This is a genomic window from Lysinibacillus sp. RS11, from assembly GCF_042019215.1.
Taxonomy (GTDB): domain Bacteria; phylum Bacillota; class Bacilli; order Bacillales_A; family Planococcaceae; genus Lysinibacillus; species Lysinibacillus xylanilyticus_A.
The window spans coordinates 1,718,260-1,732,742 of the sequence record NZ_CP168124.1; the positions used below are offsets into that span (position 1 = coordinate 1,718,260).

14 protein-coding genes are annotated in these 14,483 nt (G+C 37.7%); 4 read left to right on the forward strand and 10 right to left on the reverse strand.

What is annotated here, in order from left to right; translation table 11 throughout:
- On the forward strand, window positions 1-828 hold the full coding sequence (locus tag AB9L17_RS08505; RefSeq protein ID WP_368637447.1) for an ABC transporter permease: 828 nt from the start codon (window positions 1-3) through the stop codon (window positions 826-828).
- Window positions 829-1,099: 271 nt separating this feature from the next.
- On the opposite strand, the gene AB9L17_RS08510 is transcribed toward AB9L17_RS08505, so the two are convergent.
- The 8 genes from AB9L17_RS08510 to AB9L17_RS08545 form a co-directional block, all read right to left on the reverse strand.
- Window positions 1,100-1,864, reverse strand: a complete 765-nt coding sequence (locus AB9L17_RS08510; protein WP_223555073.1) for a nucleotidyltransferase domain-containing protein — start codon at window positions 1,862-1,864, stop codon at window positions 1,100-1,102.
- 75 nt (window positions 1,865-1,939) lie between these two features.
- Window positions 1,940-2,329 (reverse strand): RDD family protein, encoded by a 390-nt coding sequence (locus tag AB9L17_RS08515; RefSeq protein ID WP_375200393.1) that lies wholly within the window; start codon window positions 2,327-2,329, stop codon window positions 1,940-1,942.
- Between the two features lie 69 nt (window positions 2,330-2,398).
- Window positions 2,399-3,373: a carbohydrate kinase family protein gene (locus AB9L17_RS08520; protein ID WP_375200394.1), complete on the reverse strand. Its 975-nt coding sequence runs from the start codon at window positions 3,371-3,373 to the stop codon at window positions 2,399-2,401.
- Window positions 3,370-4,269, reverse strand: a complete 900-nt coding sequence (locus AB9L17_RS08525; RefSeq protein ID WP_375200395.1) for a DMT family transporter — start codon at window positions 4,267-4,269, stop codon at window positions 3,370-3,372. Before AB9L17_RS08525 ends, AB9L17_RS08520 begins: the two co-directional genes overlap by 4 nt.
- Window positions 4,270-4,470: 201 nt before the next feature.
- A complete protein-coding gene (locus AB9L17_RS08530; RefSeq protein ID WP_223555076.1) occupies window positions 4,471-5,721 on the reverse strand; it encodes a glutamate-5-semialdehyde dehydrogenase in 1,251 nt (416 codons plus the stop codon).
- 12 nt (window positions 5,722-5,733) lie between these two features.
- The gene (proB, locus tag AB9L17_RS08535) at window positions 5,734-6,828 is read right to left on the reverse strand and encodes a glutamate 5-kinase (RefSeq protein ID WP_068982647.1); all 1,095 of its coding nucleotides are present in this window, start codon (window positions 6,826-6,828) and stop codon (window positions 5,734-5,736) included.
- 513 nt (window positions 6,829-7,341) lie between these two features.
- A complete protein-coding gene (locus AB9L17_RS08540) occupies window positions 7,342-7,725 on the reverse strand; it encodes a sodium:proton antiporter (RefSeq protein ID WP_068982646.1) in 384 nt (127 codons plus the stop codon).
- Between the two features lie 370 nt (window positions 7,726-8,095).
- Window positions 8,096-8,977, reverse strand: coding sequence for a LysR family transcriptional regulator (locus tag AB9L17_RS08545; protein ID WP_223555078.1), 882 nt, complete (start codon window positions 8,975-8,977; stop codon window positions 8,096-8,098).
- Window positions 8,978-9,263: 286 nt separating this feature from the next.
- Between AB9L17_RS08545 and AB9L17_RS08550 the strand changes: the two genes are divergently transcribed.
- Complete coding sequence (locus AB9L17_RS08550) at window positions 9,264-10,016, forward strand: alpha/beta hydrolase (protein WP_068982644.1); 753 nt, start codon at window positions 9,264-9,266, stop codon at window positions 10,014-10,016.
- A gap of 197 nt (window positions 10,017-10,213) precedes the next feature.
- A complete protein-coding gene (gene brnQ / locus AB9L17_RS08555; protein WP_068982643.1) occupies window positions 10,214-11,551 on the forward strand; it encodes a branched-chain amino acid transport system II carrier protein in 1,338 nt (445 codons plus the stop codon).
- Between the two features lie 66 nt (window positions 11,552-11,617).
- Here the strand turns inward: brnQ and AB9L17_RS08560 are convergent, their stop codons facing one another.
- Window positions 11,618-12,376, reverse strand: coding sequence for an SDR family oxidoreductase (locus tag AB9L17_RS08560; protein WP_223555082.1), 759 nt, complete (start codon window positions 12,374-12,376; stop codon window positions 11,618-11,620).
- Between the two features lie 190 nt (window positions 12,377-12,566).
- Between AB9L17_RS08560 and AB9L17_RS08565 the strand changes: the two genes are divergently transcribed.
- Complete coding sequence (locus AB9L17_RS08565; RefSeq protein ID WP_375200396.1) at window positions 12,567-13,136, forward strand: TetR/AcrR family transcriptional regulator; 570 nt, start codon at window positions 12,567-12,569, stop codon at window positions 13,134-13,136.
- A gap of 89 nt (window positions 13,137-13,225) precedes the next feature.
- Here the strand turns inward: AB9L17_RS08565 and AB9L17_RS08570 are convergent, their stop codons facing one another.
- Window positions 13,226-14,434, reverse strand: coding sequence for a YhgE/Pip domain-containing protein (locus AB9L17_RS08570; protein ID WP_375200397.1), 1,209 nt, complete (start codon window positions 14,432-14,434; stop codon window positions 13,226-13,228).
- Window positions 14,435-14,483 lie beyond the last annotated feature (49 nt).

Genomic DNA, 14,483 nt, shown 5'->3' on the forward strand with positions numbered 1-14,483 from the left:
ATGAAAAATATACAAAGGTACACGAAAAATATCAATTTAATCATTGGTCTACTAGTCATTGTCGGTTTTCTAATCGTGATGATTGTCAGCTTTTTTTATACGCCACATGATGTGAACGCTATGAATATACCTCAAAAGTTACGCAGCCCAAGTAGTAATTATCTTTTTGGTACGGATGAATTTGGTCGTGATATTTTTAGCCGTATTATGAAAGGAACACAAACTGCCTTTGCCGTCGGTTTACTGACAGTATGTATAGGAACAATTTTTGGTATTTTAATTGGAGGTATAGCGGGCTATGTAGGTGGCTGGATCGATGAAATTTTTATGCGCATGATGGATGCATTAATGGCCTTTCCAGGAATTATTTTAGCTTTAATGCTCGTTGCCGTATTTGGACCAGGGATCGTCAATACTGCTATAGCATTAGGAATTATTGCCATACCGGCCATTGCCAGAATTGCACGTAGTGGCTTTGTTCAACATCGTGACGCAGAATATGTATTAGCTGCAAAGTTAATTGGCGTAAAGCCCTATAGCATCATGTTCCGCCATATATTACCGAATATTTCATCACAGATTATTGTCGCAGCAACTGTGACCTTTGCAACGGCAATGCTTGCAGAGGCGGCACTGAGTTACTTAGGGCTTGGCGTGCAGCCACCAAACCCTAGTTGGGGGCGAATGTTAAAAGACTCACAAGCCTATTTAGTTGGGGCCCCTTGGTATACTTATGCGCCAGGTGGAGCTATTACAGTACTTGTGCTAGGCTTATATATGCTTAGCAATGCGTTACGTGATTTTATGGACCCACGTTCAAAAGCGTAGGATATCGGGTGCAGTTTTTTCACTGCTATTTCTATATTTTAAAGGTGGTCCTACCGGCGGAAAAGGCGGTATTAGCGGCGGAACAAAGGATCTTGCCGGTGGAAAAGGTGGTATTAGCGGCGGAAAAAGAGATCTTACCGGCGCAAACGACGATTTTAGCGGCGGAAACAAAGTTTTACTGGTGAGACTTTTTATAGAGGCGCAAAAAGTTTAGAGGGAATAGCTCCTGATCAATAGCAAACTAGGTAAGAGGCTAGTTTGCTATTTTATTTTACTGTAATAGCTCTTTGATTTTTTCCCATAATGGTTTAATTTCTTCTTGATCTGGCGCGTTGTCGAATATCCAACTTGATTCATAGTGGAAAGCGTTCACTAATTTCTTTACGGCTATCCCATGTGTTAAAAGGCTCGTATAATTCATAATATCGACGATCTCATTTAATGGGTTAGGAGGTAACGAATGATGTAACGTTTTAAGTCCAAGTGATGCCCGTTCAGGACAATATTTATGGAGTAGTACTTTGGCGAAATGTTCTAAACTATGCCGCAGTAATTGAACGCACCAAATGTCATTTCCACGCGAAGCACTCTTATAATATTGATACAAATACCAAACCGTATCATCTACAGCATCTTGAAATTCAAGTGGATTTAATGACAAAGTTGTATTTCTCTGTTTAGATGTAAGAATTTCATTTGGATCAAATAATACTTTTATTGCATCTTTATTACTTATTCCATTAGGGGTTACAGTGAATAAATCGATATGAACCATATCTTCATATACGACTAAGAGCTGAGGTGCGATTATATAGATGTCATCAACAAATAATGTTTTCTTATAAGCATTAATATGTTTAATCCGATTGGGCAAAAATGCCTCGATATGTTCTTCCTTCACAACACAATACATATCAATATCTGAAAATTCATCATGCTCATCTCTAGCGATTGACCCTCTTAAAAATACAGCTTCGATATATTCATCATCTTTTAAACTCTTAAGTAAAACATTAACAACATGATCCAATTTCAATTGTAAATTTCCTCCCTAATTGCTCAATATATTAAAACAGGCTACTCAAAAATGATCTTTGAGCAGCCTTATTTTCTAGACTTCCTTTACAACTGTACCTGAAAAGTTGTCGTGAGGAAGAAGTTGACCGTTTTGTTGTGCAAACGCTTTGGGATTTTTTAAGTAATCAAAGGTGCTAACTGTATCTCGATAAGCCATCCGTTTAATAATTTGAGGGGTTGTTAGCTTTGACCCATTTTCATTTGCAAGTTCGAGTCCCATTGTTTTATAGCCAACGGTTTGTCCATTTTTACGTAATTGTGCAAATTCAAGAGACCACATAACGACTGTTGGTGTGATCATTGCATGGATTGCCTCGTTTTTCACTTTTTTTCGCAGGACATATTCTACACCAGCTCCGACAACTGTTGATATTGCCAAATCAATGAAAAATGCTTTCGTACGCTTTTTCGTAATAGATTTCACCTGAGCTCCTCCTCTTATTCAACGTGTCTCTACCTAATACGAATGACAATAGAATAAGTTCCGAAATATTCAAAAAATAATATCGTTTTTAAGTGACAGTTCATGCTTGGTAAGATAAGATGCAATGGCACCATGTTTTTCTGTCGATGCTCCTGCATAATGGTTCGCGAATGTCAGGAGAGGGATAGCCTGCTGTTTACAAAAGTCGATTAGATTGATGGCTGTAATCTGCTTGCTAAGGAGAATGGTTAACACAGCTCCAATAAAGGCATCGCCCGCTCCAGTTGTATCCATCGCATGAACCTTGTCAGCTGGCACTTTCATATGGTGCTTAGTAGTATAAAGACTTGCTCCTTCTGCTCCACGTGTAATGATGAGTACTTGCACTTTCCCCTGAAACAATGATTGGACTGCTGATTCTTCATCCTCAATCGCCGTTAAAAACAAAAGCTCTTCCTCAGACAATTTAACGAGATGGGCTTTTGGTAAAAATTCTAAAATGGTTTGACGACAGGCCTTCTCATCGTTCCATAGAGGCAATCGAACATTAGGGTCAAAAGATACAAGACTACCTGCCTGATGAGCCTGTTCGATCAAAGCTATATGTGCATGCTTCATTGGACTTTCCACTAAATTAACTGAACAAAAATGAAGAATATCATTACCTGTTAATATATTTGGTGGTAGTTGCTCTTTGTTGTAAAGTAAATCTGCTGCGTGGCGACGATAAAATAAGAAATCACGGTCCGCGTCATTTGTCAGTGACACAAAGGCTAAGCTTGTTTCACCTTGATCCGTTTGACTAATATAGCTCGTATCGACACCAGCCTGCCATAACGTGTCTACAAGAAAATCTCCAAAAGCATCCTGACCTACTTGTGTGATGAGAGCTGATTGTTGCCCAAGCTTTGCACAAACAGCTGCAACATTGGCAGGGGCCCCACCAGCATTTTTAGTAAATTGCTCTACTGTAGCAAGGGAGGCATTTTGTTCAGTAGGCGTAAAATCAATTAATAATTCACCAATTGCATAAAGTTTACTCACGGAATAATCTCCTTTACATCAGTCTGAGGCACACGCTTTTTCTTTGGAACGTAAATTGTGTAAAAAATGCCACCGAAAATTAATACAATACCAAGTGTTTGCATGAAGCTTGGCATAAAATCAAGTAATAGCATATCGAGCAATATAGCAACAACAGGGTCAACAAATACTAATACTGAAACTAGAATTGTAGAGAGACTACGAATGCTATCAAAAAATAAATAGTAAACAAATCCTGTATGAATAAAACCTGTCCCTAAAATATAAAGCCAGTTTGTGGTCGTTAAGCCTTCAAATAGTGAAAAATCAACAAATGGTAATAGTATGACAATTCCAACTGTTGTTTGGATATATGTTAATGCATAGGAGCTAAGGTTTGTGATCGTTTTACTTGTGAGCATCGTAAATGCATAAAATAGTGCAGACAGTAATGCCCAAATAAAACCTGATTTCATAAATTCAGAGAGTGTCAAAAAATTATTTAAGCCGATAATGAACATACTACCGATAAAACAAGTTACTGTTGCTAGCAATGCTTGAATAGTCATCTTCTCTTTTAAGAACAATGCGCCAAAAATTAATACAAATATAGGGGCTAAATTATAGATAGAAATAGCAATGGAAATCGACATTTCTTCAAAGGCTTTAAATAAAAATACCCAGTTTAAGACAATAAAGACACCACAAAGAAGTGTTTGTAATATTTCTTTTTTATCCCATTTCTCTGTTTTATGCCCGCCTGTAATGAGCCACATTCCTCCTAGAAAGAGGGTAGCGCAAATACATCTGACAAATACTAGCTCGATAGCAGGTACGCCCGTATGAACAGTAAAAAAACCAATGGAGCCGAAAAGAGCCATGGAAACCGTTAATTTTATGATCGCTGAAATGTTCATTCTAAACCTTCTTTCTATTAAAAGTATTTTGAATTTTAGTTCTAAAATAGGACAGACGATGATGTATACTAAAACCGCTCAACCAGCAGCTCAAGACACTCTACTCAAACCACTATAATCCATCTGTCCGCTTTAAAAAGTAAAGAAAGCCGACAGAGGAGTAAGACAACAACTGCCGGCTTTTACTTAATAGTTCTACCTTTATTCTCGGATTTGTCCGTTACCGTGAATGAAATACTTTGTAGATGTTAATGCAGGTAAACCCATTGGTCCACGAGCGTGTAATTTTTGCGTACTAATACCAATTTCTGCACCGTAGCCAAATTCAAAGCCGTCCGTAAAACGAGTTGAAGCATTATGATAAACAGCTGCAGCATCCACGCTATTTAAGAAGATGTCCGCTACTAGTTGATCTTCTGTAATAATGGCTTCAGAGTGGTTCGTACCATATTTATTAATATGTTCGATCGCTTCATAAACGTTTTCCACAATTTTAACACTGATCTTTAAATCTAAATATTCAGTGGCATAATCTTCTTCGGCTGCTGGATGAGCAAAATCAAGTTTTTGACAAACGATTTCATCACCGATAATTGTCACACCTGCCTGATGCAAAGCACTTAGTAGCTGTTTGCCATGCTCATTAAACCAATCAGGATGAATAAGTAAGCTTTCTGCCGCATTACAAACAGAAGGGCGCTGTGTTTTCGCATTTAGACAAATTTTTTCTGACTTTATGTAATCAGCAGTCTGGTCCACATAAATATGGCAGTTGCCAGCACCTGTTTCTAGTACTGGAACAGTGGCCTCATTTACGACTAAGTCAATAAGTGCCTTTCCACCGCGAGGGATTAAGACATCTAAGTAATCTTTTAAATGGAATAATTCTTTTGCTGTTTCTCGATTCGTATCCTCAATTAATTGAATCGCGTCTACAGGGATTGCTGTTTTTTCAAGTGCCCGATGGATAGTTGCTACAAGGGCTACGTTTGAAAATTTTGCTGAAGAACTACCACGTAAAATAACAGCATTTCCTGTTTTTAATGATAATGTTGCAGCATCTACTGTTACATTAGGACGCGCCTCGTAAATCATCCCAATCACACCTATTGGCACCATCCGCTTTTCAATCAATAATCCATTATCTTTTTCAATTCGCTCTAGAAGGCTGCCGACTGGGTCATCTAATTTTACGAGTAAATGAATGGCATTTGCCATAGCCTCTACTCGTTCTTTGTTGAGCATGATACGATCAAGTGTAGAAGCAGGCATTCCTTGTTGCTCACCATGAGCTAAATCTTTTGCATTTTCAGCAATAATAGTATCTTGGTCGATTATCAACTGCTCAGCAATTTTTGTAAGTGCATTATTTTTTTCACAAGTCGTTTTAATGTTTAAAATATAGCTTGCGGCTTTTGCCAGTTTTCCTTTTTGTTGAACTTCACTTGTCATGTAAATTCCTCCTTAATTTGTTTGAATTTTTAGCCATTTATCTCGGTGAATAACCTCAATTGGATAGTTCGCTAACTCATTTGTACGTTTTCCCATTGCATGTGCTAACTCAAGGGAAGAATATAAGACCTCACCCCGGCCAAGTAGCCTATTGTCACTATAGACCTCGACTACGTCGCCATTTACGAAATCACCTTCGACACGACATACACCAGCAGGCAACAAGCTTTTTCCATTTGCCAATAGCGCATGTTCAGCACCGCTATCTATAAAAATTTTACCAGATACTTCCGTGAGTGCAATCCACTGTTTATTATTTGTTAAAACAGCAAGAGCCTCATGCTCAACATAGGTACCATCACCGCGTCCTTCCATAATATCGACAAGCTTATTCGCGCCGTGACCAGTTCCGATAAATACCTTAACGCCTGCATTTAAAGCTGCTCGAGCTGCCAGCAATTTGGATTCCATACCACCTGTACCTACCTTAGAGCCTGCACCATCTGCAAAACCAAGCATTTCATCGGTTACCTCTGTTAAACGATCAATACGTTTGGCATGTGGGTCTTTATTTGGATTTGCGTTATAAAGCCCATTTATATCTGTTAAAATAATGAGCTGATCTGCATGAACAAGTCCACTTACAAGTGCCGATAGCATGTCGTTATCCCCAAACGTTAATTCGCTGACAGATACCGTATCATTTTCGTTAATAATTGGAAGCATAGAGCGCTCTAGTAATTCCTCAAATGTAGCGTATGCGTTTTTATAGCGCTCCTTTTTTGAGAAATCAGTACGTGTTAGTAAAATTTGTGCAGGCACAATATCATAAATGCTAAATAAAGCGTTGTAGATTTGGATAAGTAAGCTTTGCCCAACAGCTGCCGCAGCCTGTTTACCTTTGACCGTGATTGGACGAGTAGGGTAGCCTAGCTGCTTAAAACCTGCTGCAACTGCACCTGATGAAACAAGTAACACTTCATGGCCACATTTTTTTAATTCAGCAATCGCTTGAACATGGTCCATTAAACGTATTTTATCAATTTCACCTTTTGCATTTGTTAAGGAGCTACTTCCAATTTTAACGACGATTCTTTTTCTTTCCATCACAATTCCTCCAATTCGTCATTTCATTAGCATTATTAGTTACACTTTAGCAGCCGCTAAGATTTCGCTACTAGATTTTTTCAAAATAAAAAACCTTTTCATCCTAACAATTAGGACGAAAAGGTTTGCTTTCCGTGGTACCACCTACATTGAACGTCATTGACATTCCACTTTGCTCATAACGCTTGAGACTGCGCCTAGTTTAGCTAGGACGTTTTACGAAGTAGGTTCTTTAGTCTTTCTTGTACAATGCCTTACAGCCGATGGGCATCGCTCTCTGCTCAAGCAGTTTCTAGGTACTAGTCTTCGTACGTTTTTATTGTATAATTCAACATCATTTTTATAGGGGCTCTTTAGGTTGATGCCTCAAACCTTAAAAAGTAATTGAATAAAGAATGCACTACTTCAGCGTGTCTGTCAAGCTGATTAGAAAAGTTGATAGAAAGTTTTGAGTAAATAAGTAGGTAATGCCGAACACACGAGGGGAAAGAGTGAAGGGGAACAAATCATTGTTTACTTGAACCACCAAATTGCCATTACTAGTGGGAGCATCGCCATGACAATGACGAAGAAACCCCATATTATTTGTTTTCCAGAAGACATATTTTTAGGTTTGATACTCATTTGTTCATATAGTTTGTTAATGGCACCTTGTTCTTTCGAATAAAGCATGGCTTGAAATTCATCGTAATCTTGAATATAACTTGAGGGCGGACGTGGACTGAAACGCAAATTTCGAATATCGTCCGTAATCTCTTTTTCACCCATCCAATAAGTAATAACAGGCGCTAAACCGGATGTTTGCGTAGCCTGTACTTCGATATCATGTGTTTTCATTTTATAATAGACATTTCCTTGCTCGTCTTCATATTGCTTGACAATATCACTTACTGCCATCGACAAACACCTCTTTCTCCAAAACTATACGACTTACATTTATTATAAGGTATTAAAAGAGAAAAGTATTGTAATTACGAGCATAATTGGTTGGTGAATTTTTCTAGCAAAGTTCAGGGGAACATATGGTCATGTAGTATAATAGGACTAAAATCATTTTATAATGGTTCTTTTTTAAAGAAGTGGCTCCTTACCAAACCGTGTGCCCAAGTAGTCGCCCAGCCGGAACGGAAATCAACTACACGTTATGGTGATGAATAAACCTCTTAAAATTTCCTAAAACGATTTAAACATATAACAAAAGCGAGTAGCAATTACGTAGAAGTAAAATTGTTACTCGCTTTTTCATTAGTTCAACAGGAGCTCTCAATTATTTTTTTTCGTAAAAGTCGAATACAAACTGCTGAAATTGTCTTGCTGATGGTGGAAGATATCGATTTTCTATCCAAGCCATACCTATTATACGTTCACAAACCATATCCTCCACACGAATTTTAGCCAATTTATTTGGATTCAAGTCTTCGTCAACAGGCAGTATCGATACGCCAAGTCCAGCACCTACAAAACCAGCAACTGTTGATACCTCATCACCTTCAAAGGTAATCTTCGGCTTGATTCCTGCAGCATTCAATAATCGATCAGCGGTCCGTCGCAATGCGTAACCTTTTTTCATCAGAACAAAATTTTCATGTTCAAGTTCCTTCATTTTAATACTTTTACGTGTGGCGAGGGGATGGTCGATCGGCACCATAATATAAAGCTCATCACGCCATAGCTCCTTCCAGCAAACAGGGGGCTCCGTGTCAATCGCTGCAAGTAAACAAAGGTCTAACTCTCCCGCGAGCAATTGCTTCAGCTGGGAGTGTGAGTAATTTTGTGTAAAGTGAAAGCGTATATGCGGATGGTTCTGACGGAAAGCGCGGATTAAATCAGGTACGATGCTAGTCCCCAGAGTATGTAAAAAGCCGAGTGACACATCACCAAGCTCTGGGTTATTCAGCTCCTGTAATTCAATAACTGCTTTTTCATATTCCTTGCGCATGCGTAGGACACGATACAAAAAAAGCTCGCCATATCGGTTGAGCATAATCGAACGTCCTTGTCTGTCGAACAAGGGTACTCCTAATTCCTCTTCAAGCTTTGAAATCGAGCGACTTAATGCTGGCTGAGAAATCGCTAATGCTTCTGCAGCACGTGTCATATGCTCAAGCTTTGCGACCGTGACAAAATATTCTAATTGCTGCCACTCCATGTTCTCACCCCCGTTTCTATTAATTTTGAGTTATCTGCATTATAACGATAAAAGGGTAGGAAGTATAGACGCCATAAAAAATTTTTAAAAGACGGAGAACTAAAAAGAAGAATTCAAAAATTAAAGTCGCAGAAAGTGTGATATGACAGCTATTAACCTCACATCATTCATGCATGAAATACATTAATATGATAAAAACTATAAATTGTACATTATGAATAAAGGGTGTTAAGATAGACACATAAAATACACAATTACGAAATTTCCGTGAAGGGGATATTATAAAATGAAGTTTGCAAAGCCACAACCTCTAACAATCGAGGGAGGCAATAAAGCCGTACTATTACTGCATGGATTTACAGGAAGCACAAAAGATGTGAAAAAGCTAGGAGAATTTCTAGCTCAACGAGGATATACTGTTCATGCACCGATTTATAGTGGGCACGGCGTAGAACCAGAAGCATTACTTGAAACAAAACCAGAAGATTGGTGGAACGATGTCGTGGAAGGTTATAACTTCCTGCAGAGTAAGGGTTATGAAGAAATCGCTGTAGTTGGGATTTCACTTGGCGGCGTATTCTCGCTAAAAGTAGCAGAGAAGTTTCCTGTTAAAGCATGTGTTGCAATGTGTGCACCAATCACACGAGACAATTCTAAAGGCTTATTTACTCGCTTATATCACTATGCTCGTTTATATAAACACTTTGAAAATAAATCAAAAGATCAAATTATTTCAGAGTTACATGAACTTCGTATTACACCAAAGGATTCATTAGATGGTGTTACACGTTTAACTACAGAAACACGCGATGAATTATCAACAATTAAAGCACCTACTTTAGTAATGCAAGGTTCTCTAGATGACGATCTTTATCAAGAAAGTGCTCCTTTCATTCTAAATACTGTAGAAACAGATGATAAAGAGATTATCTGGTATGAAAACTCTGGTCATATTATTACATTAGACAAAGAACGTGAAAAAGTGTATGAGGACGTATACAAATTTTTAGATCATATAGAGTGGTCTGTAGCAAACTAAGAGCTGTCTGCTGACAGCTCTTTTCTTTTTGCCTAGGTTTAGGCGATTAAAGCTTGGAACGGAACAATTAACAATTTTCAAAGAAAAAACTATTGTTTTTATAATAAATGCCTGATACCATAGTGGAATTGTAGTGAGAAAATCCATTCGATTTAAACTATTTGCAAAAGTTAAATACATCTAAGGAGTACATCAAAATGCAACAAAAAATACCTTTTTCAACATATGCAGTCATTGGCACGATGCTTTTCGGACTGTTTTTTGGAGCAGGGAATCTTATTTTTCCAATTCAGCTTGGACAATTAGCAGGGACCAATTTTTGGTTTGGACTAATTGGATTTTTAATAACAGCTATCGGTTTACCGTTTCTAGGTATTTTAGCTATTGGTTTATCAGGTAGTAACGGTTTGCGTGACTTAGCGAGCCGTGTTCATCCATTATTCGGCGTCATCTTTTCATTAGCGCTCTATTTAACGATCGGTCCTTTTTTTGCGATTCCTCGTACAGCGACAGTTCCGTTTGTTGTTGGCTTTGAACCATATATTCAAGCAGAGCATACAACACTTCTACTTGCTTTATTTAGCTTTGTATTTTTTGCCATCGTTTATTATTTCTCATTGAATCCTGCGAAAATTATGGATTATATCGGTAAATATTTAACACCAGCTTTTTTGATTATGTTATTTATTTTAATTATTATTAGTATTTTAAAGCCGATGGGACATTTCCAGCAGCCAATGGGAGACTATATTGATTCAGCATTTATGACGGGCTTTAAAGAAGGCTATAACACAATGGATGCGCTAGCGTCATTAGCTTTTGGTATTGTCGTTATTAACGCGATTAAAAGCGCAGGAATTTCTGATAGAAAAGAAATTGCTAAGGCAACGTGGAAATCTGGTATTTTTGCCATGGCATTAATGATGCTAATATATGGTTTAATAACATATATGGGGGCATCGAGTATTGAGGCTGTTGGTACATTTGATAACGGTGGTTTAATATTTGCTGCTGTTGCTGAACACTATTTCGGATCCTTTGGTGCAATTTTATTGGCATTTATTATTGTCCTTGCTTGTTTAAAGACAAGTATTGGCTTAATCACATCTTGTAGTGAATTTTTCCACGAAGTGTTCCCGAAAATAAGCTATAAGTGGTTTGTATTTATATTGTGTCTTGTGTCATTTACAATTGCGAACTTCGGATTAAATAATATCATTAAATTCGCCATTCCAGTACTAATGTTCTTATATCCTCTAGCGATTGTTTTAATTCTACTGGCTTTAAGCTCATCGCTATTTAACAATAAGCAATCGGTTTATGTAATAGCGATGATTTTTACATTTTTTATTAGTTTAATTGATGGCTATAAAGCATTAGTGAGTAGCATTCCAGCGGCGAAATTAAGTATTTTTGATGCGGTTGAGAAAGTTTATTCAGACTTTTTACCTTTCTATGACATAGGTTTAGGATGGATACTACCAGCGTTAATTGGTGCTATTATAGGATGCATATTCCCCGCGAAAAAGGCGTAATATAATTAATTTATTAGAAAAATAAGCACGCACATGAAATTATATTCTGTGCGTGCTTATTTATTTTTAGTAAGCCGTCCAGCCTCCATCAACAGCAATGACTTGGCCGTTGACAAAGCTTGCTTCATCTGAGCCAAGGAAAATAGCTAGTTGAGCGATTTCCTCTGGTTGTCCAGCACGTGGATTAATGGACATACCTAGTGCTTGGCGAGCTGCACCTGTTTGACTCATATTTGTCATGGAAGAAGCAATGTTTGTCATAACTGCCCCTGGAGCAATACCGTTACATCGAATATTTTTATCTGCATACATAAACGCTGTGTTTTTTGTTAAACCAACGACAGCATGCTTAGAAGCAGTATAGGCAGCCCCAGCACGAGCACCATATAGACCGCCAGCGGAAATGTTGTTAACAAAGACACCGTGACCTTGAGCAAGGAAAATCTCTGTCGCCATACGCATCGAACGCATAACAGCAGTCGTGTTTACCGCAAATACTTTATCCCAACGTTCATCAGAAATTTCACCAACTGGCTCCATACCATCCATAATGCCAGCATTATTGACTAAAATATCTAATTGACTATAAGCATTTTTTGTCTCATCAAATAAGCGTTGTAAGTCTTCTGTTGATGCGACATTTGTTTGAATTGCGATCGCTGAGCCACCAGCTGCTTTTATACCCTCAACAACAGCTTGTGCACCTTCTAAATTCAAATCAGAAACTACAACCTTTGCGCCTTCTTTTGCATAACCTTCTGCAATTGCTTTTCCCATACCTGACGCTGCACCTGTTACGATTGCTACTTTACCTTCTAATCTCATCACAAGGACCTCCTATTATTTATGTTGTTTCACCGTGTAGAACATTTCACGGATATATTAAGTAAGATATTGAACATGTGTTCATTAAAATCTTATAATAATAGTGTAAGCGATTTCAATATGCAAAAAACTAAGAACTGTTCAGTAATCAACACATATACAAAATCTGTTTAGTAAGGGGATGAAAAGTTTGTGTGCGAACGATTTAAGAATTGTCAAAACAAAGCAAGCATTACATAATGCGCTGTTAACTTTATTGAGTGAGAAACCTTTAGAGAATATTTCGATTGCAGAAATTTGTCGGGTGGCAAAGGTGAACAGAGGTACCTTCTACTTGCATTATGAGCAAAAAGAAGGGCTATTTGAGGAGTACTTTCAGGAAATTATGGAGGATTTATATAATTCCTATGAGGAACCATATCGTGCAGTAACAACATTGGATAAGAATCAATTAGATCCAAATACGATTCGTATTTTTCATCATATAGAGCGTTTTAAAATGTTTTATCGCATTGTATTTTCAAAAAATGTGCCTTTGACCTACTATTACATGTTATTTGATGGAATTCATGCGCTGATGAAAAGAGACCTAACCACTCACTATAATATGCATGATGAAATATCTATTGAATATTATAGTGCTTATCAAGCAAACGCAATCATCGGTCTAATCATCCAATGGTATCGCCAGGATTTTGAGGATAGCGTTAATACATTGAATAAGCAACTTGCGGCTATTTTGCGAATTGGCGAAAAGTAATGAAGAAGCGGATAGAAGAGTGGAACAAAATAGGCGAATTAATGAGCGATGCACTAACTTGTCATTAGTACATCGCTTTTTTGACCATATTATTGAACAGAAGCAGTGACGATTTGCTTGCTTTCGCTTTTTACTTTTTCTCTTTTTAAAGCAACGACCATAGTAGAAATGGCCAAAGTTACAGCAATGATAATTCCTAACGAGCTACTATTGCTTATTAGATTGTCAGCGCTTCCTCCAAAAATAATTGTGTAATAGCCATCTGCCCCATACGTTGCTGGAAGAAGAGAAGCTAGTTTATTGTAAAAATCAGATAGCATTGCTTGTGGAACAAGAACGCCTGATGTAACAAGCTGTATCGAAAGGGCACAAATATTAAAAATCATACCGAGATTACCAAACATGATGACAAAGGATTGTGCCAAGCAGAGGAAAGCCCAGAACATTAATGCTTGAAAAAGATAGATGGAGAAAAAGCTTTGTTCACTTGAAATATTAAAAAGATGCATTAAACCAATTGTTAATAATGGGAGCGTAAAGGCTACACCAACATTAATAATCTGCCTTGCCAGGAACAGTTGCCATTTTGAAATGGTATCTTGCACTAGATGTGCAGCCTGTTGATGTTGCATAATCATGACCATTGCACCAACAAACGACGAAATAATGATCATTAATGGCACAAAATTTGCAGCAAACTCGTCAACATTATTCGTTTTAACAATAGTAGAATCTATTGCACGATCCTTTACACTCATAATCGTAGTAGCGACGGTTTCATTAATTTGTTGTGCCGTATTTGGTTCCATTGGGAGCTGTGAGAACTTTTGAGAAAATACCTCAACGGTCTTGCCCTGTTGTTTAGGATAAATATTGTGGTTAACTTCCTCTGTTAGTTGTTTGGCTACTCCTTCCATCATATTTTTTGTGATGCTTGCACTTGCTTGATTAATAGAGTAAATGATTTCTGCTTCTTGCCCTGCTTGTAATTGACTCGTAAAGTCGTTTGGAATATGAAGAATCATTTGGATCTCACGCTCATTTAACTTCTGTTCGGCTTCGTTTAGTGAGGTGAATTTTTCTATTGTAAAAGGTAATGTTGCTTGTATTTCGTTTGCTACTTGTTGCCCGATCTCCGTATCTTCACTAATTAGTCCAATCTTTAAATGGTCTGCTCTGTCATTTACACCATCATACGCAGTCATCCATACGGAGAAGAAGATTAGTTGAAATGCAACTGTGACGGCGATGCCGATATATGTTTCTCGGATTTTAAATAAAGCTTGTAAACCTTTCATATATAAACCTCCTATATAAGTAAGTACTTACTTGCATTGAAAGGAAAAA